The 22,327-nt window shown below is 49.5% G+C and carries 15 protein-coding genes and 1 pseudogene; 12 read left to right on the forward strand and 4 right to left on the reverse strand.

Annotation, left to right across the window (positions count from 1 at the left end; all coding sequences use genetic code 11):
- The 11 genes from HMPREF3091_RS16455 to HMPREF3091_RS16500 all read left to right on the forward strand — a co-directional run.
- Positions 1-803, forward strand: an 803-nt coding sequence (locus tag HMPREF3091_RS16455) for a formylglycine-generating enzyme family protein (RefSeq protein ID WP_246840001.1), incomplete at its 5' end; no start/stop codon positions are given.
- 13 nt (positions 804-816) lie between these two features.
- Positions 817-1,338, forward strand: a complete 522-nt coding sequence (locus HMPREF3091_RS22520) for a DUF3592 domain-containing protein (protein WP_139146223.1) — start codon at positions 817-819, stop codon at positions 1,336-1,338.
- Positions 1,310-1,567, forward strand: a complete 258-nt coding sequence (locus HMPREF3091_RS16460) for a PAAR domain-containing protein (protein ID WP_070717210.1) — start codon at positions 1,310-1,312, stop codon at positions 1,565-1,567. Before HMPREF3091_RS22520 ends, HMPREF3091_RS16460 begins: the two co-directional genes overlap by 29 nt.
- 1 nt (position 1,568) lies before the next feature.
- Entirely contained in the window at positions 1,569-2,771 is a 1,203-nt protein-coding gene (locus tag HMPREF3091_RS16465; RefSeq protein WP_070717118.1) for a hypothetical protein, read from the forward strand.
- Positions 2,772-2,781: 10 nt separating this feature from the next.
- Positions 2,782-6,147: an ImcF-related family protein gene (locus HMPREF3091_RS16470; protein WP_070717121.1), complete on the forward strand. Its 3,366-nt coding sequence runs from the start codon at positions 2,782-2,784 to the stop codon at positions 6,145-6,147.
- Positions 6,147-7,745 carry a type VI secretion system protein TssA gene (gene tssA / locus HMPREF3091_RS16475; protein WP_070717124.1) on the forward strand — a complete coding sequence of 533 codons (1,599 nt, stop codon included), beginning with the start codon at positions 6,147-6,149 and terminating at the stop codon, positions 7,743-7,745. Before HMPREF3091_RS16470 ends, tssA begins: the two co-directional genes overlap by 1 nt.
- Before the next feature lie 66 nt (positions 7,746-7,811).
- On the forward strand, positions 7,812-9,575 hold the full coding sequence (gene tssF / locus HMPREF3091_RS16480; RefSeq protein ID WP_004095566.1) for a type VI secretion system baseplate subunit TssF: 1,764 nt from the start codon (positions 7,812-7,814) through the stop codon (positions 9,573-9,575).
- Complete coding sequence (gene tssG / locus HMPREF3091_RS16485) at positions 9,539-10,624, forward strand: type VI secretion system baseplate subunit TssG (protein ID WP_070717128.1); 1,086 nt, start codon at positions 9,539-9,541, stop codon at positions 10,622-10,624. The genes tssF and tssG overlap by 37 nt, the downstream gene beginning before the upstream one ends.
- Positions 10,605-11,153: a type VI secretion system lipoprotein TssJ gene (tssJ, locus tag HMPREF3091_RS16490; RefSeq protein WP_004095562.1), complete on the forward strand. Its 549-nt coding sequence runs from the start codon at positions 10,605-10,607 to the stop codon at positions 11,151-11,153. Before tssG ends, tssJ begins: the two co-directional genes overlap by 20 nt.
- 3 nt (positions 11,154-11,156) lie before the next feature.
- The gene (gene tssE, locus HMPREF3091_RS16495; protein WP_070717131.1) at positions 11,157-11,594 is read left to right on the forward strand and encodes a type VI secretion system baseplate subunit TssE; all 438 of its coding nucleotides are present in this window, start codon (positions 11,157-11,159) and stop codon (positions 11,592-11,594) included.
- A gap of 41 nt (positions 11,595-11,635) precedes the next feature.
- Positions 11,636-13,000, forward strand: coding sequence for a VasL domain-containing protein (locus HMPREF3091_RS16500; protein WP_070717132.1), 1,365 nt, complete (start codon positions 11,636-11,638; stop codon positions 12,998-13,000).
- A 45-nt stretch (positions 13,001-13,045) separates the two neighbouring features.
- On the opposite strand, the gene HMPREF3091_RS16505 is transcribed toward HMPREF3091_RS16500, so the two are convergent.
- Both HMPREF3091_RS16505 and HMPREF3091_RS16510 read right to left on the reverse strand, forming a co-directional pair.
- Entirely contained in the window at positions 13,046-15,433 is a 2,388-nt protein-coding gene (locus tag HMPREF3091_RS16505) for a DUF3772 domain-containing protein (protein WP_070717134.1), read from the reverse strand.
- A gap of 168 nt (positions 15,434-15,601) precedes the next feature.
- Positions 15,602-17,140, reverse strand: a complete 1,539-nt coding sequence (locus HMPREF3091_RS16510; RefSeq protein WP_371328691.1) for an efflux transporter outer membrane subunit — start codon at positions 17,138-17,140, stop codon at positions 15,602-15,604.
- A 333-nt stretch (positions 17,141-17,473) separates the two neighbouring features.
- On the opposite strand from HMPREF3091_RS16510, the gene amyA reads away from it, so the two are divergent.
- Positions 17,474-18,958, forward strand: a complete 1,485-nt coding sequence (amyA, locus tag HMPREF3091_RS16515) for an alpha-amylase (protein ID WP_070717136.1) — start codon at positions 17,474-17,476, stop codon at positions 18,956-18,958.
- Positions 18,959-18,965: 7 nt separating this feature from the next.
- On the opposite strand, the gene HMPREF3091_RS16520 is transcribed toward amyA, so the two are convergent.
- Entirely contained in the window at positions 18,966-19,949 is a 984-nt protein-coding gene (locus HMPREF3091_RS16520; RefSeq protein ID WP_083321449.1) for a Csu type fimbrial protein, read from the reverse strand.
- Position 19,950: 1 nt separating this feature from the next.
- A pseudogene (locus HMPREF3091_RS16525) lies at positions 19,951-22,310 on the reverse strand (fimbria/pilus outer membrane usher protein).
- Positions 22,311-22,327: the final 17 nt, after the last annotated feature.

The following is a 22,327-nucleotide window of genomic DNA, read 5'->3' on the forward strand; positions in this document are numbered from 1 at the left end:
TGATGGGGGATTTTGGTGAGCAATATGGCAAAGAACATTTACCCTATAACGCGAACCCAGACAGTAAGCCCCTGCATAAAGTGGAGCTAACGAGCTACTCGATCAGCAAATTCAAAGTGGATAATACCGAATATAAGTTTTATTTGGCCTACAATAATCTCTCAGGTAGGGTCGTTGAGGGGGGGCCAAGAAAGAAAAACTACTGGATGGATAAGAATAGTATTCCTAACGGGCCAGCGCACGTTGACTGGTATGAGGCCGAGGCTTATTGTCAGTGGTTAGCCAAGGTAACAAAGTTACCATTTGCACTACCTACGGAGGCTCAGTGGGAGTACGCTGCGCGTAACCGCGGGCAGTTCGTGATAGCGCCTACAAATGATGGAACAATTCAGATTGAGGATAGAAAAGGAATAAATATAGCTAGTGAAGACGATCGAGAAAACTACTCCCGTAAAATAGGCTCAAGTTTAGGAATATTATCACCGATGCCTGGTGATTTTCGTCCACCTAATCCATTGGGTATTTATGATATGGCTGGAAATGGCTGGGAATGGGTAAAGGATTGGTATGATCCTAACTATTATCAAACATCGCCAGTGAAGGATCCGCAGGGTCCAGACAAGCCCGTTTATAAAGACGATTATGATGGCTATTTTTATAAGGCTATGCGCGGTCAAGACTTTTCTGGACCAGGACGCGGGTTAACCGTTGTTCGGTATAAAGCAGATCCTAAAAGCAGAGACTTTTTACCCAGCGATAAAACCGCCCGCTGTGTGGTGAATAGCCCTGATCCAATAAAATAAATTTAATTAAAAAATGAAACATAAAAAAAGAAGAAGACGCAGAGTTATCGAAGATGATAATCTTATTGCAGAAAAATGCATGCTGGCTTTTTTTGTAATATCACTGACTCTGTCTGCTATTTTTTTACCGTACTTTATATATCGTGATTATCAATATATATTTGTATATAAACGCACGGTTGGTCATGTGATTGATAGTAAAAGAACCTGTCCCGCTATATATCACCATACTAATTCAGGCGTATCACGATGTACTCAATATAAGCCTGTTGTTGAGTATTTTGACGATAAAGGCATAAGGCATGAGTTCACATCAGGTTTTTCAAGTATGCAGACTAAAATGAACTACTCAGGAAAGGTTACTGTTCTTTATACTGATGACGATGACACCATATTTGATATATTTAATATCATCACACCTATCGTACTTTTCTTTATTATAGGTCGTTTTAGTTTTCATGCTGTTTGGGCGTTGGGGAATTTGTTTAGATATAGAGAGGTTAATGATGCAAGGCGTCATTCGCGTAGGAGATAAAACATCTCATGATGGCGTTGTTCTTAGCGGCGCTAGTAGTCTCACTTTTATGGGAAAGTCTGTCGCCTGTTTAGGTGATAAAGTTTCATGTCCTAAACACGGCAATACTAACATTATAGAAGGTGATAATAACGCTAGATGTAATGGAAAACCTATTGCCTTACATGGGCATCGCTGTGCATGTGGATGCACGCTAATTACCTCGTTGCCTAATGCAGGTAAAAAATAAAATGCCCATCAATTTACATTTGATACCTGATAAAAAAACTGAGCCTTTGCCTATAAATAAAATGATATGGCTTGTGGTTTTAGTGTGTTTTATTCTTCTGGTGTGCTTATTGTCGTTTTTGTTGTGGCCAGTTGATGAGGTTAAAAATTCAGTTTGGTTTTGGTGTTGCAGTTTACTGTTTCCTACTGTATTTGGGCTGATGCTTTATGGTCTTCGACAATTAAGCTATGAAAACAGCTTAACCTATATCAGGCATTGGAATGATAATCACGAAAAACTAGAGAAAGAACTGATAAAAAAAGGTCAGGAGCCTGTCCATTTCTTAGAATCGTTTTACTGTACACCTTTCGGTGAGTCTAATTTATGCCAAGCAATCATTAATGGAGAAGAATCTTTAAAATCAATATATCTGGAAGAATATGGAACCACGGTTAGTTTAGGCCAACTTTCTCCTGTTGTAGGAAAACGTAATAATAATGAATATGCTGAACGTTTAGAAACTTTGCTGAAAAAGATAGCGCCATCGTTAAATAATAGTCTAAATAAAAATTATAAAGAGGCAAATTTAAAGGTGAGGATAAAACACGATGGGACAATAAGCGATTCTGAATTTTTATTATTATGGAATCAGGCTTTAAATCATGAGCAAATCCGCGATGTTATATTTACCTCAGAGGATGACGGCTTGCTCTGGATTGATCATTGGTTGGATGATAAAAGCTCTACAGATATAGCTATCTCGGTTGAAATACATCTATTGAAAGAACCGCTGCAAAATCATGTAGAGTCCGTTAGTGTACTTATTTTAGGACGTGCAGACTGGTGTCTTGACCGTGAAGTTACACCAAAAGCGGCGATACATAGGCCCGTTAAGCTAGATAATTTAGCTGAATCTCTCACGGATGCATTGCGCTGGGGAAAACTCGTCGAACAAGGGAGTTCCGATTATTTTTTTTGGCATAGCCAAGTTTCACCGGAAATGCTTACAGAGGTCACTATTGCACTGGATTCAGTAGAACATCCTATTAATCAGGGTAAGAGTTTTGATTTAGATCCTACGTTTGGTCTACCTGATAAGGCCGTTGGAAATATTGCATTGATACTTGCCTGTGAAAAAGCATATTCAGAAAATGAAAATCAACTCATCTTACTGAAAGATTCATCCTACCAAGTTTGTACTGTCCGCCCGTTGTCCGTTCATTAAAGGATTATTTGTGAAAAATAAGCGTACTAGCACCTGGGTTATTATTCTTTGCTTACTCATTATCGTTGGGGTTCTGATATGGGTAGCTAATCCTGTATTAGTGCTAGACAGTGAATCTGAAAAGCTTAAATGGACTTTAGTTCTTCTCTGTGTCTGTTTATTCCTACTGTTTGTAGATGGATTGAGTCTATTTGGTCTCGGGAAGCTTGCATCACTAGATTTTTTCAATCGCTTTAAAAGCAATGGAGGTTCTGTTGTTACAAATGCTCCTGTAGCGGGCAGGAAAAAAGCCTCATATATCACCCACCTCCGCGCCCGCCACGGCCTCCTGTGGCGCAATAAAATCCGCATTCTACTGGTCGTAGGGGAAAGCACGGCGGTGGAAGCTATTGCGCCGGGTTTAACCACTCAGCAATGGCTGGAGGGGCAGGGCACATTATTGCTGTGGGGCGGTGGTGTGCAGGCGGAGCCGGATGAGGCATGGCTGTTGGGGTTGCGTAAGATGCGCCGTCGCCGTCCGTTGGATGGCGTGGTGTGGGTGATGAATGAGCAGCAGAGCACGCAGGCTGGCGTTATCGATCAGGGCTGCCGCCAGCTGCAGAGACGTGGGCAGATTTTAAAACAGCAGGCACCGGTTTATCTGTGGCAGGTGTGTGACAGCGCGTGGCAGCAGGACGATCGCATTACCCAGCCGGTGGGGTGTTTGTTCCCCGAGAAAAACTCGCCGGAGAAATTGGCCGCCAGTTTGCAGAAGCTAGTCGCGCCGCTGCGTCAGCGCGGTATGACGCAGGTGTTGTTGAAAAACAGCCATGACTTTTTGTTGCGTCTGGCTAATCGTTTAGAACATCAAGGAATTACCCACTGGCAGCAGGCGTTAACGCCGGTGCTGCGTGAATATGCGTCGGCGCTGTCGCTGCGTGGGCTGATGTTCAGTTTGCCGTTGGCGGCGAAATCCGGCGTTGCTCAGCACGGCTGGTTGCCGGATGTCGCGTGGCAGGGGGTATTAAGTGATAACTCAGCGCGCACTCGTCGCGTAGGATTTTCATGGGAGCAGAGCGCTTATTATGCCGTGATGGTGCTGGCGCTGCTGTGGTTGACCGGAAGCGTTGTCTCCTTCTTCTCGAATCGTTCACAGATCGCCACGGTGCGCGATCAGGTTGATTTACTGAATAAATCCAATGCGAAACCAATGGAACAACTGGTTGCGCTACAGCTGTTTGGCAATACGCTCGGGCAGTTGCAGTATCGTGCCGCCCATTCGGTGCCGTGGTATCAGCGTTTTGGGCTAAGTCAGAATGACGCGCTAGAAGATGCACTGTGGCCACATTACGATGCGGCAAATCAGCGCCTGATCCGTGAGCAGGCCGCAGCAGAACTGCATAAAAGTCTTAGCGAGCTGGCTGCTTTGCCACCGGATAGCCCTCAGCGCGCTAAGCTGGCTCAGGCGGGTTACGATTGCCTGAAAGCTTATTTGATGATGGCTAACCCTGATAAGGCCGATGCGTCGTTCTTGACTCGCGTGCTCGGTGCCAATGAACCCACGCGGTTAGGTGTGGGCGTCGGTCTGTGGCAGGGGATTGCGCCGGGGTTATGGATGTTCTATGCCGAAAATCTTCCATCTCATCCCGAATGGCGTATCAAGCCCGATCAGGCATTGGTGGCGCAGGTACGGCAGGTGTTGCTCAATCAAATTGGTCAACGCAATGCAGAAGCTACGTTGTATCAAAAAATGTTGCAGTCGGTGGCGCAAAACTATGCCGATATGGGGTTAGCGCAGATGGTGGGTGACACGGATGCGCAATCATTGTTCACTACCGAGCAAGTGGTGCCTGGCATGTTTACACGCCAGGCATGGGAAGGTCAGGTGCAGAAAGCTATTGACGATGCCGTGTCTTCTCGTCGTGAAGAGATCGACTGGGTACTGAGCGACAACAAGCATCCTGCGTCGGGAGATGTCTCGCCAGAGGCGCTGAAAGCACGTCTGACCGAACGTTACTTCACCGATTTTAGCGGGGCATGGCTGGACTTTCTGAACAGTCTGCACTGGAAAAAAGCGCAGAACCTGTCGGATGTGACCGACCAGCTCACTCTGATGAGCGACGTGCGTCAGTCGCCGCTGATTGCTTTGCTAAATACGCTAGCCTATCAGGGGCAAACTGGACAGCGCAGTGAAGCGCTATCGGATTCGTTGATGAAATCGGCGCAAAACCTGCTGCATAAAGAGAAAACGCCCGTTATTGACCAGCGTGTGAGTGGTCCTACCGGCCCGTTAGATAACACATTTGGCCCTTTACTGTCGCTGATGGGGAAAGGCGCGGGAGCAAACGGCGTGATGAATGCTGATAGCTCGCTGAGCTTACAAACCTTCTTAACACGCGTTACGCGAGTGCGTTTGAAGCTGCAACAGGTGGCGAATGCGTCCGATCCGCAGCAGATGACACAGCAAATGGCACAAACGGTCTTTCAAGGCAAAACGGTCGATCTGACGGAAACGCAGGACTACGGTAGCCTGATGGCAGCAAGTCTTGGCGAGGAGTGGAGCGGTTTTGGCCGCGAAATGTTCGTGCAGCCGCTGACTCAGGCGTGGCAAACGGTGCTACAACCTTCTGCCGCCAGCTTAAATACCCAATGGCAAACCTCGATAGTGGCGAACTGGAATAGTGCTTTTGCTGGGCGCTATCCGTTTGCCAGCAGCGGCAACGACGCTTCGCTGCCGATGCTTGGCCAATTTATCCGTTCGAACTCGGGTCGCATTGAGCAGTTCTTAACGCGTCAGTTGGCGGGGGTGTTGCACAAGGAAGGCAACACGTGGGTGCCGGATCAAATCAACAGTCAGGGGCTGCAATTTAACCCTGAATTCCTTCAAGCCATTAACCAACTGAGTCAACTAGCTGATGTGCTGTTTACCGACGGCAGCCAAGGCGTGCACTTTGAACTGCGCGCCCAGCCTGCGCGTAACGTGGTAGAAACCCAACTGGCTATCGACGGTCAGCGCTTGCGCTATTTCAATCAGATGGAGAGCTGGCAGAGCTTCAACTGGCCGGGGGCGACCTACCAGCCGGGCGTGATGCTGACATGGACCAGCATTAATGCCGGTGCGCGTCTGTTTGGTGATTACCAAGGTAGCTGGGGGCTTATCCATTGGTTAGAGAAAGCCAAGGTAAGCAAACTGGATGAAAGCAGCTATCGCCTTGCGTTCGATACGCCGGATGGCCTCACGCTGTCGTGGATCCTACGTACACAGCTTGGCAGTGGGCCATTGGCATTGCTTAAGCTGCGCGGGTTTAGCCTGCCAAGCAAAATTTTTATCGTTAACGCAGGCGCCGCCGATCCCATGTCGATGATGGGCAATAACAACGCGCTGGGGGATGAATAATGCTTCAGGGACTGATTACCGCCAGTATGAATGGGCGTGATGCTTTGGCGCTAGCGGGCGAGCAGGTTGCTTTGTGGGACAAGTGGTTGCTGCCGATTAGCGCCGATGCTCCCGCAGGAGAAGATCCGGGCTACGACGACGATTTCCAGCGTATGCGCGAAGAGGTTAACCGCTTATCGGGCGCGGATACCGATCTCGTCTGCCAACTAGCGGAAAAGTTGCTGACTACGGTCTGCAAAGATGTCCGAGTGGTGACGTATTACCTGTGGGCACGATTGCATCGCGATGGGGAACCGGGATTAGCCGATGGTTTAACGCTGTTGGCGGGGGTGGTTTCCCGCTTTAGTGACTCTGTACTGCCGCAGCGAGCCCATAGCCGAAAAATGGCGATGGAGTGGCTAGCGAGCGGTAAGGTGCTAGATAGTTTGTCGCGTTATCCTGAAGTAGTTAAGGCCGACGTAGAGCGCACGGTTGCGGCATTAGCACTGTTAGACAGTGCCATGCAGGCTTGGCCCGAAGGGGAACGACCAGCACTCGGCGCGCTTTATTCGGCTCTGGACGTGCGCTTAGCGCAGTCTGGTGGTTTGGATGCGGTTGTGCCACAAAACAGTGCGCCGTTAGGAATGAAAGAAGAGCACGGCAATGCCTCTTCTGCCGGATTACCTACGCTGAAACACATTCAGTCAGGACGAGATTTGCTCGATCAGGCGCGTGAGTTGGCGCGTTATCTGCGCGATCAGCCACAAGGGTGGCTTTCAAGCAGTCGCCTAATGAAAAGCCTGCGCTGGGACACTGTGCACCAGTTGCCACCGCAGGACGCATCGGGAAATACCCGTTTGACCCCGCCACGAGCTGATAATCGGGCACAGTTGAAGCGTCTCTATATGCAGCAAAGTTGGAATGAGCTGTTAGAGCAGGTTGAACGCATGTATGCCGAAGGCGTAAATCATTTTTGGTTGGATTTACAGTGGTATGCCTGCCAGAGCCTTAGCAAGCAAGGGCATCCGTATGATGCTTGGGCCGATATTGTAAAGCGTGATTTAGGCATGTTTTTAGAACGTCTGCCGGGGCTGGAGGAGATGACCTACAACGATGGAACACCGTTTGCCGATGAGGTTACGCGTAACTGGATTGCACAGCACGTCAGCGGTAATCATGAGCAGTGGACTGCCCCTCCGACGACCACACAGCCACAGGGGGACGATGACGTGTTGGCGCTGGAGGGGGAAGCCTTAGCACAGGCCGACAGCGACGGCGTTGAGGCTGCGCTTACGTGGTTAAGTACGCGCCCGGGAATGCATACACCGCGTAATCGCTGGTTGCTGCGTTTGCTAATGGCGCGCGTTGCTGAACAGTACGGCAAAAATGAAATGGCGCTGCATTTGCTGGCCGAATTGGATCTGAATCCAGCACAGCTTACGTTGGCTGAATGGGAACCTGCGCTCAGTTTTGAAGTAAAAGCACGCCTGCTCAAACTTTTGCGTTTGAAGTCGCAGCGTAACGATAGCGATAAAGCCGCACTAGCCCGACGAATGGATACGTTGCTGGCAGGATTAGTGAATATCGATCCGGTTAGAGCCGCGGTGCTTTGCGGGTAATCACTGCTTTAATACTCCCCATTTTCACTTTGTTTTTTTAACCTTTCTCATGAGAACACAATTCGCATGGATGACTTAACTCTGCGCTATTTTGAAGCAGAAATGCGCTACCTACGTGAAGCCGGTAAAGAATTTGCCGAAGCGCATCCCGATCGTGCCGCCATGCTTAATCTGGATAAAGTGGGCGCGCGGGATCCCTATGTTGAGCGCCTGTTTGAAGGTTTTGCTTTTTTAATGGGGCGATTGCGTGAAAAGCTTGACGACGATCTGCCTGAGCTAACCGAAGGTCTTGTCAGTCTGCTGTGGCCGCACTATTTACGCACCATTCCTTCGCTTTCCATCGTGGAGCTTGAGCCTGACTGGTCGCAGATGAAACACAGCGAACGGGTCGCTCGTGGTTTTGAAGTGATGTCTCAACCCGTCGGTCAGCAGAAAACGCGCTGCCGCTACAGCACCACACAGGATCTCGAGCTCCTGCCGTTAAATCTGGCTAAAGTGACGCTGGATACCGAACCCGATGGGCGCTCGGTTATCCGTCTGCGCTTTGAGTGCAGCGAGCTTGCCGATTGGGGGCAGATTGATTTGAGCCGTTTGCCGATTTACCTGAATGCGGACAGCCCGATCGCTAGCGCACTGCATCAGGCGCTTACGCTACAAATGCAGGCAATGTATCTGCGTTTGCCGGGGCAAACAGACCGGCGGCGTATGGAGGGCTATTTTTCTCCGCTCGGCTTCGGTGAACAAGATGGGCTGTGGCCGAAGGGGGAGAGTGCATTTAGCGGTTATCAATTGCTGCTGGAGTTTTTTACCTTCCGCCAGAAATTTATGTTCGTGGCGTTGAACGGTCTTGAGCATATTGAACGGCCATCGTCGTTGCCGTGGTTTGAAATTGACGTGGTGCTTAGCGAACTCTGGCCGTATGACATGCCGTTTGATGCGGAAAATTTACGCCTGCACTGTATACCGGTGATTAACCTGTTTCCGCTAGAGGCCGATCCGCTACGTCTTTCCCCGTTGGAAACGGATTATCTCTTGCGTCCGATGCGATTGCAGGATGGTCATACTGAGATTTATTCGGTCGATAGCGTGGTTTCTTCTAAGCACACCGGACACCAAACCTACGTTCCGTTTAGTAGCTTCCGGCACAAAGGCGGCATGATGCGCTACGACGCACCAGAGCGTTATTTTCATACCCGCGTCAAACGCGGTGCATCGGGGTTACACGATACGTGGTTGATCCTCGGCGGTGAAGCATTTGACAGCGACAAACTGTTGGCGGAAGAGAATCTTTCCCTGAGCCTAACCGGCACTAACGGCCAGCTACCACGTAAGGCATTGCAAAGCACGCTGCTGGATACGGTGGTGCAGTCCACACAAACTAAGCTGTCGGTGCGTAATCTGTGCGCGCCGACTATGCCGTGTTATCCACCGACCCGTGACCGTTTTCACTGGCGAGTGCTGAGCCATCTTGGGTCGAATTTTCTGCCGATGATGGATAACGCCGAAGTGCTGCGTGGCACGCTTTCTCTCTATGATTGGACCGGTGATGAACTAAACCGCCGTCGTTTAGCGGCGATTGTCGATGTGAAGCATCATCTGATTCAGCGTTTTGAAAAAGGCTTTTTGCTACGAGGGGTCGATATTGAAGTGACTTTGGATAGCAACGGATTTTCCGGCGAGGGGGATATCAGCCTATTTGGCGAAATGCTGAGCCGGTTCTTTGCGCTGTATGCCGATATTCATCTGTTTAACCAGCTTACGTTGATACTGCAACCTTCAGGGAAATGTCTGCAATGGAAAGAGAATCACAGTCAGCGCATTCCAGGCTAATCACGGCGCTGCAAGGGCGCATGTCAGAGGTGAACGTATACCGTTTCTGTCAGTTGTTAGAGCGTGTAGCCCCCGAAAAACCTGCGCTGGGTAGCACCGCGAGCCCGCATGACGATCCGGTACGCTTTCGACCGCATCCTGGGATGGGATTTCCCGTCAGCGAGCTGAAAGCGATAGAGCAAGATGAAGAACATCCGGAACGGCCATTGACGGTACGAACCACCTTTTTAGGCTTGTACGGCGTGGATTCACCGCTTCCAACCTCGTATCTGGACGACATTGCGCAAGGTAGAGAGGGGCATGAAGCGTTAGAAGCCTTTCTGGATATTTTCAATCACCGGATATTTACCCAGTTTTATCGTATCTGGCGTAAATATTCTTATCCGGCCACCTTTCAAGTGGGTGGTACTGATGAAACCTCGCAGTGCTTATTGGGATTAATTGGTTTAGGTATCCCTGGAACGTCGTCGCATATCGCCACCCCAGTTTCTCGCTTCTTGGCATTGCTGAGCGTAATGCGTCTGCCGACGCGGACAGCGGAAGGCGTTATGGCGCTGGTAAGGCTGTTGGCGCCGAAAACCACCGCGATTGTTACCGCGCATGACCGGCAGCAAATTGTGTTGCAAAAACCAGCCAGATTAGGCCCGACGCACCGCGTGAATTTGTCTCAGCGAGCGGTATTGGGGGCAACAGGTACTGATGTGAATACCCAGATGTTGCTAACGCTGCACACCACTGATTTGGAGGAAGCCAAAGGATGGTTACCAGGTGGGCAGCTACATACTGATTTAATGGTGTTGTTGCGGGTTTATCTGGGATGGCGCTGCAATGCACGACTTAAGTTAGTGTTGCCAACCGCTCTCCTACCGCCACCGGTGTTGGGAAAAACACACGTTCAGCTTGGGTTAACGGGTTTGTTAGGCCTTCATGCGGCACAGTCTGCTGCCTTCGCATTACCCGATGAGATCACGGTCAATTTGGGGCATTACCAAGGATTACAGCCGAATACGGCGAACAGAGAGGTTAGGCATGTCAATTTTCGCTTTTAAATCCCATTCATTTCAGGCCGGTGCCGTAGTGTTGTCGGCGCTGTTGCTGGCTGGCTGTGGTTTAACGCAGAGCGTTGCGGATGGAACGGTTTCAGTGACCAAATCGATATTCTACAAGCAGATAAAAACCCTTCATCTGGATTTCAATGCCCGCGAAGCGCTAAACACTGACGCTAATGATATGAGTGCATTATCGGTGCCTACCATGGTACGTGTTTATCAGTTGCGCGATAGCAAAGCCTTTGAACAGCTGGATTATCAAAGTTTGTTGGTTGATGGTGATGCCAGCCTGAAAGCCGATTTGTTGAGTTCGCGCGAAGTGGTGGTGAAGCCGGGTACGGGGGCGTTGTTGAATATGCCAATGGAAAAAGAGGCCAAATTTGTGGCGGTGGTTGGCCTGTTCCGCATGCCTGATACGCAGAAAAACAGCTGGCGCTTGGTGATTGATCGTGAGGACCTGTTGCCGGATGACCCTCGGGTGATTGAGCTCGGTAATAATGCTTTGAGTCTGAAACCCGTTAAGGATTAAGCCATGTCGTCTCAGAATCCCTCGCTGTATGAAATGCTGACACAGAACTTTGGCGGTGAGCTGGATCTTCATTTGGTGAGTGAACGCGACCAGGTGATCCTGTCCGTGTTGGATAATATGCAGCGTATTCTCAATAGCCGAGCCGGAACGCTGGCCCACTTGCCTGACTATGGATTACCGGACATGAGCCAAATTCTACAAGGGATGCCTGGCTCTGCTCATGGATTGCTGTCAATACTGTCGGCGACGTTACTCAAGTATGAACCACGTGTCGAAAGCCTTGCTATTACGTTATTACCGCAAACGCGCAGTGGTCATCTGGAATATACCCTTGAAGCTCATTTAAAAGACGTGGGTTTGGTGCGTTACGGCACAGAGTTTGCGCCAGAAGGCAAAGTTTTGGTGCGTCATCTTAAACAGCAGCAGTTTGTTTCCGCTTAGTTTTCATCATCACAATTCTTCTTACGGAGTTTCAATTAAGCATGCCTTCCTTCTCCGAACAGCATTTACGTACCGGTGGCGATCCGCGCACATTAAGTGAATTCAGCGCTCTGCGCGATGAACTGGGCAAGCTGATGCATCCGGCTCGTCCTGATGTGGATTGGCAAAAAGTAGAGCAGCTGTGTTTGGCGTTATTCCGCCAAAACGGTGTCGAGTTACAAACGACCGCCTATTACACGTTGGCCAGAGCACATCGTGCGGGTATTGCGGGTATTGAAGAGGGATTAGTACTCGTGGATGGGTTACTCACCCACCAATGGCCAGTATTTTGGCCACAGCAGACTCATGCAAGAATGGAAATTCTAGGATGGTTGGCTTCACGTTTACAGCAGTTACTGCGTGGCTATGTTTTCAAGTATGGTGACTTGGCTCTTATTTATCGAACAGAGACGCTGTTAGAGCATTTAGGTGAAGTGTTAGCCCGCTTGGAACTGAAGCATCTGAGTCAGTTGGATGGTTTGTATCACCTGATGCATAACACCGCGCTACGGCTTGAGAATTTGGACGGTGATAATGTCGTACAGGGGGGGAGTACGCTGGCCGCACGGCCTACGATGAATATATCAGAGACAGAAATACGCGACGATTCGCCTTTGGTTTATGTGGTTCAAGCTGAGGCCAAGCCTGTCGTCATGCGAGTGGAAAACAATCCACGCGGTCTTCAAAAAAGCCACTGGCAAGGGTTTGTGGCTGGACTGATTTGTATGGCATTGGTGGGCGGCGCGGGGTTATGGGGATGGCATGCTCTGCATCAGGAGCCCGTGTTGAATACGCTGCTAGCGACGGTGCAGCCTCTGCCGAAGACGTTAACGGCAGAGCAGATAAATTCGCTGCGAACAGATAGGGCTGACAAACTCCCGACGCTGACCAATGATATGTTGGCTGCGACGCAAACACAGTTGGACAGTCTAAGGCAGTTGCCTGCTATGTGGCCGCTAAATTATGGTTCTCAGTTAGTGAAACAGGCACAAACGCTGTGGCCACAAATTCCGGCGGTTGAGCAACTCGCGGCTAAATGGCAACTGAGCTTAAATGCTCAGGCAGCTTCCAATGAGACCCTAAATGATTGGAATTTGGCACAAACGCGTTTACAGCAGCTGGCAAACAAACTGAATGGGTTAGATGAACAGCGAGGTAAATACATTACCGTGTCAGAGCTGAAATCCTCGGTGTTTGCTATCCAGCAGCCGTTAGCGAAATCGCCTCCGCTGGAGGAGCTGTTACGGCAGTTGGCTGAACAGCAAAATGCCGGAAAAGTTGCTCCGGCATTGATGATGCAAATCGATAATCGGTTTAAACAATTACAAAGCCGCTATATGTTACTCACTGAATCAAAAACAGAATAACTTCACTTTCCGGTAGCGCCATATCGCATGACGCTACCGGAGTTTTTACTCTGACACCTCTTTGTTCACCGCAGGTACTCTCTCAATCACCATCGTTTGGCTTTGGCTCAGACTGATCCCCGCCGCTCTTAATCTTTTCAAAATCTCATACAGCAAATCACTTTTTGTGCCGCTCACAACGCGTGGGCTGGCGACGTAACCCGTTACGCTGAGGACAATGCCATTTGGGCCTAACTCTTTAAAACTCACCGAAGGCGCTGGCGCACTCTGAATGGCCGCATGTTGTAGATAAGCATCCAACAGCAAGGTGCGCGTTTGCTCTGGGTCGATGTCTAGAGGGAACGTGAGGGCGATGGTGACAACACCTTGGGCGTTACCCATCGTGGCATTGCGTACGTTTTGGGATATCAGCTGTGAGTTTGGCACAATCACGGTAGAGCGGTCGCTCAGTTGAATTTCCGTAGCACGAACGTTAATGCGACGAATATCGCCTTCAACGCCGCTGATACTGATCAAATCACCGACTTTCACGGGACGTTCTGTCAGCAAAATAAGCCCTGAAATAAAGTTTTTCACAATCTCTTGTAGGCCAAAACCAATACCTACCGACAGGGCGCTGACGATCCATGCCAGACGATTCCACTCTATACCCAGTGTGGAAAGGGTCAGTAAGATAATCAGGACATAACCAACGTTGGTGAATAGCGTGACCAGTGAAGCGCGCATGCCGCGATCCATCATGGTTTTTGGCAGGAAGTCATTATCCAACCAGCGACGCGCTGAGCGTAAAATATACCACCCAATCACCAAACAGAGCACCGCGTTCAGGGCATGAGCAGGGATAATCGTAAAGCCACCGAGCCCTTTTCCTCCCCAAATTTCGACGACCTTTTGCAGAAGCGCCATTGGCGTGGTGGTGCCATAGGTGCCGCTGAGCAAAGCAACAACGGCGAGTAGAACCAACATGGTTTTGCCGATGGCTGAAAGCAGCGTGGAGGCTAAAGAGAGGTGGCGGTCGCTAAGGCTAAGCGTGCTTTTCAGTATTTTTCCTGAACGCCTGTTAGGCATAAAAATGCTGTCACAGAGGTCAGTCATTAGGTGAATGAGCAGGTACAGGCTTGCGAGAACTAACCATACCCAAATAAGTTCGTAAGTAAGAAAGCGTGCCAACAGGATATAGCCTGTTAGCAGGGAAATAATGATGGAGAAAGAGGTTGCGCTAATCGCGAGATGAATAAAACCGGCTAAGGCTGAGCGCACTACGGTCTGTTCGTTATTTGCTGCATTGGCATGGCGCAGGTGCGTGACGCGTACTGACATTGTGATGGCAATCAGCGCAACAAATAAAGCCAGTAAACCACTACAGAAAACGGTGGCTGCAATACTTGAGCCGACGAGATTATTCAGCTGTTCTAGAATGCTAAAAACAAAAATGGTTGATGCAATGAGCGGCGGGAAGGGCGCCAGTTTTTTTGCTGCCGTGTCGGATATGTTTGGCAACCGCCATGATGGATGGCGATTAGACAGTAGCGCTTTACCAAGCCCGGCGATCAGGCTGGAGAATACCGTAAGCCTGACCAGTGTTTGGGTAAACTCTAACAGTTCGGGGGCAGTATCAGGTTGGCGAATAAAGATATAGCACAGGAAATGTGCACCGACCCCCAAGCATAGTGCAGTGAGTAGCGTCGTGCTGAAGGCCAGTACGCTGCGGCGCAGGCGACCTTCGGGCAGCCAACGTTGCATCATGGCGCTCAGTGGTTTATCGAGAACCACTTGGCTACCTATGCCGAACGCTAGCGCGAGCAGCAGATAAAAGGCGGAACCTGTATTCCAGTCGGGTGACCACGCGTCATCCCAAGCATCGACAATTTGTTGTTGGAAATCACTGAATTTGGCGAGGTCATGATTTTGTGACGAGATAAGCGGTAGCCAAAAGTTTTGTCCAAGTATGCTGCCGGAGTTAAGCGCAATTTGAGATTTTAGTGCAGAACGGCGCAGATTATTGATCTGGGTCGAGAGATTAGTCGCGTTGGTTTTGACGGCATCGGCCTGATCGATTTGCTTATCTAGCTGGGTTTTAGAGCGGTTTAATGTTTTTCGCTGCTGGGTGACCTCTGCTGTTTCATTAGGCGCCGGTGGGCCTAAAACATCTAGCTGCGCCTGTATTTGAGTAATCTGCGGAGTGAGTTCGGCGAGCTTAGTTTGCGCTTCCTCAACAAGCTGGAGCGTTTCGGTGTTGAGCAGACCCAACGTTTTTTCGTTTTGCGAGTTGGCAACCTGTTGCTTAATGGCATCAAGTTTTTTCTGTAAAAGTCCGCTGTCAGATTGCGTCGCTGTCGTAGCCTGAGGAACCGTGTTGTTGGCGGCAATGCTGATGATGGGAAACATCAGCCATAGCGACAGCACCGCGGAGATTTTTAGCATTTTTAGCATTGAGCAAGAGTTCCACTTCAGCATGTTTAAGGTAACTATCCGGTAATTATAGGAAAAATAGTAGGTGTTTTCGCCATCATTTTGTTAACACAATGGCGATTGTTCATGCTGTTGTTTGAAACATTCAGTCTGGCAGAAGCGAAGGTTTCCCCGCTTCTGCCAATCACTTTAGGACTTAGATTCTGAGGCAACGGGGAGACTTTCCGCGCGATACCCGCCACCAAGCGCCTTTATGAGATTAATATCGGCATCAATCCAGCGGCCGTGAAGCTCTATAAGTTTAGTCTGCTCAGCTAACAGGGGGAGTTTCGCTTTAGCAACGTTTACTCCGCTAATGAGTCCAGCCTGAAAGCGTTGTTGGGTGAGTGACCAGATTTTTTTATCGCCAGCAACGACGACGGCTTGGTGAGTTCTTTGATGGGTAATGGTATCTAATTGAGTGATCCCCTTGGTGACCTCAGTCACCGCGTTAACCACGGCTTTGTTATAGTTGGCGATACTGAGATTGCTATTATCTTGCATAACGCTTAGGTTCGCATTGAGCCGACCCCCGTCAAAAATAGGGAGAGTTAAGCCAAAGATTCCTCCCATCTGCTGAGCGGAACCACGAAATAGGTCGCTTAAGTGCAGGGCGTCATTTTGCAAGAATCCCATCAGGTTGATTTCAGGATAAAACGCCGCCTTAGCCGCATCAACCTCGCTCAGCGATGCATCAATGTACCAATGCGCAGCCTGCAAATCTGGCCGACGCGCCAGCAATTCATAATTAAGGTTTTGTGGCATGGTGCTGGCAATGTCTGGCAGAGGAACCGTCTTAAGCTCAGGCAGCGGATTCTTAAGCCCAATCATCGCCTGCAAATTTGCACGTAATAGCAGCAGATTGCCTGTGTAGGCGTCAATTTGCTCGTCTATTTTCGCGAACTGGGTTTCGGTTTGTGTTTGTTCTAAAGAGGAGATGATCCCTTCGTTATACAGCCTGCGGTCAGTATCATCGATGATCGACTCCTGTTTTTTAATCTCTAACAAAATGTCTTGTAGTGATTTAACGGTTTGGATGTCCCAGTAAATCTGCGTAACAGCGGAGGACACAAGGAGTTCGCTTTCAGCCAGTTCTGCTTGTTTCGCCTTATATACCCCTAAGGCCGATTGGACTTGAGCCCGGTTTTTACCCCACAGATCTAAATCATAGCTCGCCTGCAGGCCAAAGGTTCCGTTGGTGTACCACGGACCGGTGGTGCCAGCGGCGGGATCATCAAGAGCAAAAGGCCCCATCACGCCTTCAGCCGACATCTTTTGGCGTTCGACATCAGCACCGAAATTAACGATGGGCAAATCATTAGCGCGTGCGCGATCGGTCTGGGATTTGGCTATTTCGACGCGTTGACGAACGACGGCCAGCGTGGGTGAGTCTGCAAGGGCTAACTCTACCAGTCGGTTTAGCTGTGGATCATGGTAATTTTGCCACCAATGATTTCCTGGCCACTCACGTAGCGCTCCCTCAGGGGCATCGGCGATATGAATTTGGCTCAGATCGGTTTGAGGCAATGGCGCTTTTTCCGAATGTATGACTGCACATCCACTGAGAATTATGGATAAAGAAATAAGGATGCTGGGACGCCATATTTTTTTTCTATCGTTAAAACGATATTCGGTTTTTTTATTTATATTTTTCATGAATGAATTATTAATGGAATTAAAAAATGTCATATGATTCTGCTATTAATGTCTAAAGCAGGATAATTAGGCTGCGAACAATAAATGGTTTTATAGATCTTGTTTTATGCAGTTGTGCGGATATTCGTTATTTTTCTGAGAACATTTGTTTCAAATTCACCATTCATTTCTATTAATGGTTTTTGTTTTATTAACTATATATTTTATGAATGGTTGTATTTATTTTTTGAATCACTCCGGTGAAATATAGGCAAAGCATAACCTCAGATTTCTGCATATGGTTCATACCTAGGGTTGCTATGAATATTTTCGGTTAAATATGGATTTTTAATCCATGCTTAGAGTTCGGCCTTTATGAGGTGAAGCATGATGAAGAAAACAACGCTCTTTCAATTTTTTCACTGGTATTACCCCGATGGGGGGAAACTTTGGCCGGAAGTGGCTGAGAAGGCTGAATATCTTGCCCAGCTCGGGATGAGTCATGTTTGGCTGCCACCCGCCAGTAAGGGCGCGAGCGGAGGATATTCCGTTGGGTATGACTCCTATGATCTGTTTGATTTGGGCGAGTTTGATCAAAAGGGCAGTGTACCAACCAAATACGGTGACCGAGGTGGGTTGGAACAGGCGGCGCAGTCTCTGCAATCTCATGGATTACAGGTGCTGTTTGATGTGGTGTTGAATCACAAATTGGGCGCTGATGAGAAGGAGCGTGTGTTTGTGCGCCGCGTGGAAGAGTACGATCGCAATGATATCGACGATCATTCATTTGAAGCGTTGACCTATACCCGTTTTACTTTTCCTGGGCGGCAGGGAAAATATTCTGAGTTCGTATGGGATTTTCGCTGTTTTAACGGCGTTGATTATATTGAAGATCCCGATGAAAACGGCATTTTCAAAATAATGAATGATTTTGGCGATGATGGTTGGAACGACGATGTTGATAAAGAGAACGGTAATTACGATTATTTGATGGGGGCTGATGTTGAGTTCCGTAATGAAGCGGTCACCGAGGAATTAAAGTTCTGGGGGCGTTGGTTATTGGATTCCGTGCCTTGTGATGGCTTTCGTCTGGATGCGGTAAAACATATTCCCTCATGGTTTTATTCTCAATGGTTGGATCACCTGCGTGAGCACTCTGGGCGCGAGCTATTTACGGTAGCCGAGTATTGGTCACCTGAAGTGGGGGCGTTGGAAAACTATCTCAATGAAACTGAACATAAAGTCATGCTGTTTGACTCCGTGTTACATAAGAAATTCCATCATGCGTCTAAGTCTGGTAATGCCTACGATCTCTCAACGATTTTTGCCGATACGCTGGTGGCGATCGCGCCAGAAAATACGGTCACGCTGGTGGCGAATCATGATACCCAGCCGCTACAGTCTTTAGAAGCACCGGTGGAGCCGTGGTTCAAACCGCTGGCCTATGCGCTCATTTTGCTCCGTGAACAGGGCGTGCCCTGCGTGTTTTATCCCGATCTGTTTGGCGCGACCTATACCGATAAAGGTGATGATGAGCAGGATCATGAAATCATCATGCCGATCATTCCTGAGTTGGAGAAACTGCTGGAGGCGCGCCAGCGTTTTGCTAATGGGGCGCAGCATGATTATTTCGATGATCCTCAATGTATCGCTTTTGTTCGCGACGGCACCGAAGAGGCACCAGGTTGCGTCGTGGTTCTGACCAACGGCGACGTGGCAGCAAAACATGTGCAACTTACTGACGGTCTAGCGGGACGCCGTTTTTATGATTTTCTTGGCAATCATGAGGATATTGTCACCGCGGGTGACGACGCTACCGCCGATTTCCCTGTCTCGGCGGGGAGCGTCAGCGTCTGGGTTTTAGAGCAATAGCCGTGACTTAAAATGCGACATCGACGATCAGCGTATCAGTGTAAAGCCCGGCGGGTGGCGTCGTTTGGTTGGGGAATATTTTTGCCACGTAGTTGTAGGTTTTTGTCATGGTGTCAGCGCTGGTTGTGGTGGCGGTAGTACTGCTCCAGCGCTGACTTCCCACCGATCCCCAGCGGTTATTGCTGGTTGACTGATAGATATCGTAGCTCAATAAATTGGTGGTTCCATTCAGCATATTACGACCCCCTCCGCTAGCGTGTAGCCCGTCATTAATCCCTACGGTATAGGTTGCACCTTTGGTGCACACCAAGGTAATGGTATTGGCCTGTGAGCTAAAGCTGCCAGCAACTGGCGCGCTGCCAAAGTTGATATCGGGTGCGGTGATGGTGGCGCAGTCGTTGGTGACAACCAGAGTTACGGGGATGACTAATGTGTCAGTGCCCGTATCATTGTTGAGACACAGAACTAATGCGCCAGCCGTACAAATGTTCCAACTGATCGTCACTGTGAGGCTAGTGGAGTAGGTTCCTGCGGCAACGGATTGTCCCACAATGGTATTGACGGATAGAGGGAGAGAATACTGTTGATTAGTGAGTAGCCCAAGGAACGTTGAACTAGGAATGGATTGTGTGCCAGTTACGCCAATTTCCACCGCCGGTGAGCAGGTTGGGGTAACGCACACCAGTTGGATGGGAATACTGTCCGTTGTGCCGTTGGTGAGAAGCGCACGCGATCCGCTCGTTGTTGTCGATTTGGTATAGGTAATGCCTATCGAACCCGGAGCGGCAATCGCGAGCACGATGGGACAGCTTATCTGAACGTTAAACACCTGAGTTTGTGAGGTTGTATTGACGACGACTGAGCTTTGACTGCCGTAGTTTATCAATACAGGCTTGGTCAGCGTGCAGTCATGAGTGGTGAGGGCGCTAGCAGTAGAGGAAAACAACAATCCGCCGCATAGAATGAAAATTAAGTGAATAATGGCTCTCATGCTAGTCGTTCTCCGATGATTTTTTAAGCTGGCAGGTAAAGGGGCCGTAGGTGCTTAATTTCTGTGAGTGATTGTCGGGTAGGCTGAAATTGACAACGCAGCGCAGACCGGCAGGGGTACGAACTCGCAGCACATTTTGCCGTTCTAAATCTTCCAAATAGGCCAGACCATCCCAACCAACGTAGGCGTCTGATTTTCCTTCCCTAGCGACAGAGCTGGATATGGGAATCGCGCTCCGGCCTGATCGTGCAGAATGACGCTGGCCGCGCGTCGCTCGCGCACGGGAAAATGCACCAGATATCCGCTATTACGTCGTACTGCGAGGCGCTGCTCGGTGGTATCGGCATAAATATCTGCGGGAAGATTTAGCGTATCGATACTGAACTTGGAGGGGTAAAACGAAGACACACCGGGGATCAGCATGTATCCGTGGCGGTTGGTCACGCCCTTAGGCTGATTTTCAAAATTAACGCCGATGTCAGGATAGCCATCGGTGCTCACCACCACGAAAGCGTCGTTTATCTGATTGGCGGCCAGCAGAGTGTTATCCATATACACCAGCGAGCCCATCATTTCCCCCCATTGTGTATAGCTGTTAGAAGGGCCATACACGCCGCCCTGTAGCTGAATATGTTCATTACGCCAGCCGAGTGTCGCCTGCTGATAGTTGTTTTGCTCCGACTGATTGGCATAGGCGAGATCCCATTTGAATCCGCCGTCGCTTGGCATGGCGTGGTTATAACCGATCGTTTGTTGACGTTCGCCTGTCGCGTTGCGTTGCGTTGTGAGACTGATGTTGTCGAAGGTGCTGAACGGAATTTGAATGGAAAGCGCCAGTGACCAGTCTTGCTGCGATGGATCTCGGCTGGCGGAAACATAAAGCGTGCTATTTCCCCAAAGGTTTTTATTCCACGACAGGTTGAGCAGGCGAGTTCTATCCCCAGCAAAGCTCTTGATATCAAAATAAGCGAGTCCGAGACTGCCAAAACGATCCAATGATAGCGCGGCGGAGTACTGATCGCTGCTTTTACTGAGTGAATAGGATGCTGGATCTGAGGTATTCGTTGGCACGTCGTAAAGCGCTAAATTCCCGAAATTTTTATCGCGGCGGCTGTGCTGGGTGCCGATGTTAAAACGTGAATTACTGTACTGATAACCCCAGTCGTATTGATTGCCTCGTTTGCCATACATTGTGCTGGTGGTTGCAGAAGCGTTGAGCACACCGAGATAGCTCAGTTTTACTAATGTGCCTAAACCGGTTAGCGCCAACTCTTGGGCACCTTCGGCATGAGATTCCAGCGTAAGGTCGTCGTTGACGCCGTAGCGATAAGAACCACTGATGGCGGCTGGGCCGTAGGAGAAATCTTTTTCACCATAATCTCGCCGCAATGCGCCTAAAGAAAGTGATGCGTCTGAAAGGCCTGGTTTCAGTAGCGTGCTTGCGACGTAAAAAGGCTGCGTGGTGGATACACGGCGGCCTAATGCATCGGTGGTAACAAGAACGGCTTCACCCGCGCCATTGACGTAAGGCAGATTGGTGAGAGTAAAAGGCCCTGGTTCAAGGTTGGTGCTGCCGGATTGATACCCGTTAATAAAGATATCCGCCGTGGTTGGAACCGCGGTTTGCCCCGAAAATGCGGGCAGGGGATATGTGATCATATCTGGACGAACGGAGAAGTCTCGTCCGATACTGACGCCGCCAAGGCGCACGCTGTTACTCCAGCTCAACGCCCCTGTCACTAAATCGCCGACTTGCCAACTAATCGCATTCGTTTCGTTCACACCGCTTAAGGTTGAGTCATACCGACGAAAACCTTCGTTGCTGCTATCAGCATTTCCGCCCATGCTTTTCCGTAAAATACTGGTACTGGAAAAGGTCGCATTGGGGGTGAAAAGACGTAGCTCGTTCCATGCCGAAGTGAGCGTGGCGTTGTCCTGCGTGTGGCTGGTATAAACGTCATAGTTGAAGAGCGCCCCAGAGCCAGCCAATGCGTGTGTTTGCTGCGTCGGGTTGCCGGTAAATACCGATTGATTAGGCAACCAGTCGGTGGGCACCTGCAATAATAGCCGCTGACTTTCGCTGTCATAGCGGGCGTTTAATTCGGGCATGGCGCTGACATCAGTTTCAACCGAAGTGAATTTATCGGCAGGCAAACCGAAGCTAATCAGCGTATTCGATTGAACAAAGAAGTGACCGTTGCGTTCGACTACGGGAATGAGTTTACCGGTGTTGAAACGGTTGATAACTAATTCTAGACGGAACTGCTGTTCTTGATTAACGACGCTAGCCGTGGGAGGCGGAGGCAGATCCGTGCTGCCTAGATCGGCGTAAGCGATGCTGGGCAAACTGAGTGTGACCATAAGAGGCACAGCGCGAC

The organism is Hafnia sp. HMSC23F03, assembly GCF_001816025.1.
GTDB lineage: Bacteria > Pseudomonadota > Gammaproteobacteria > Enterobacterales > Enterobacteriaceae > Hafnia > Hafnia paralvei.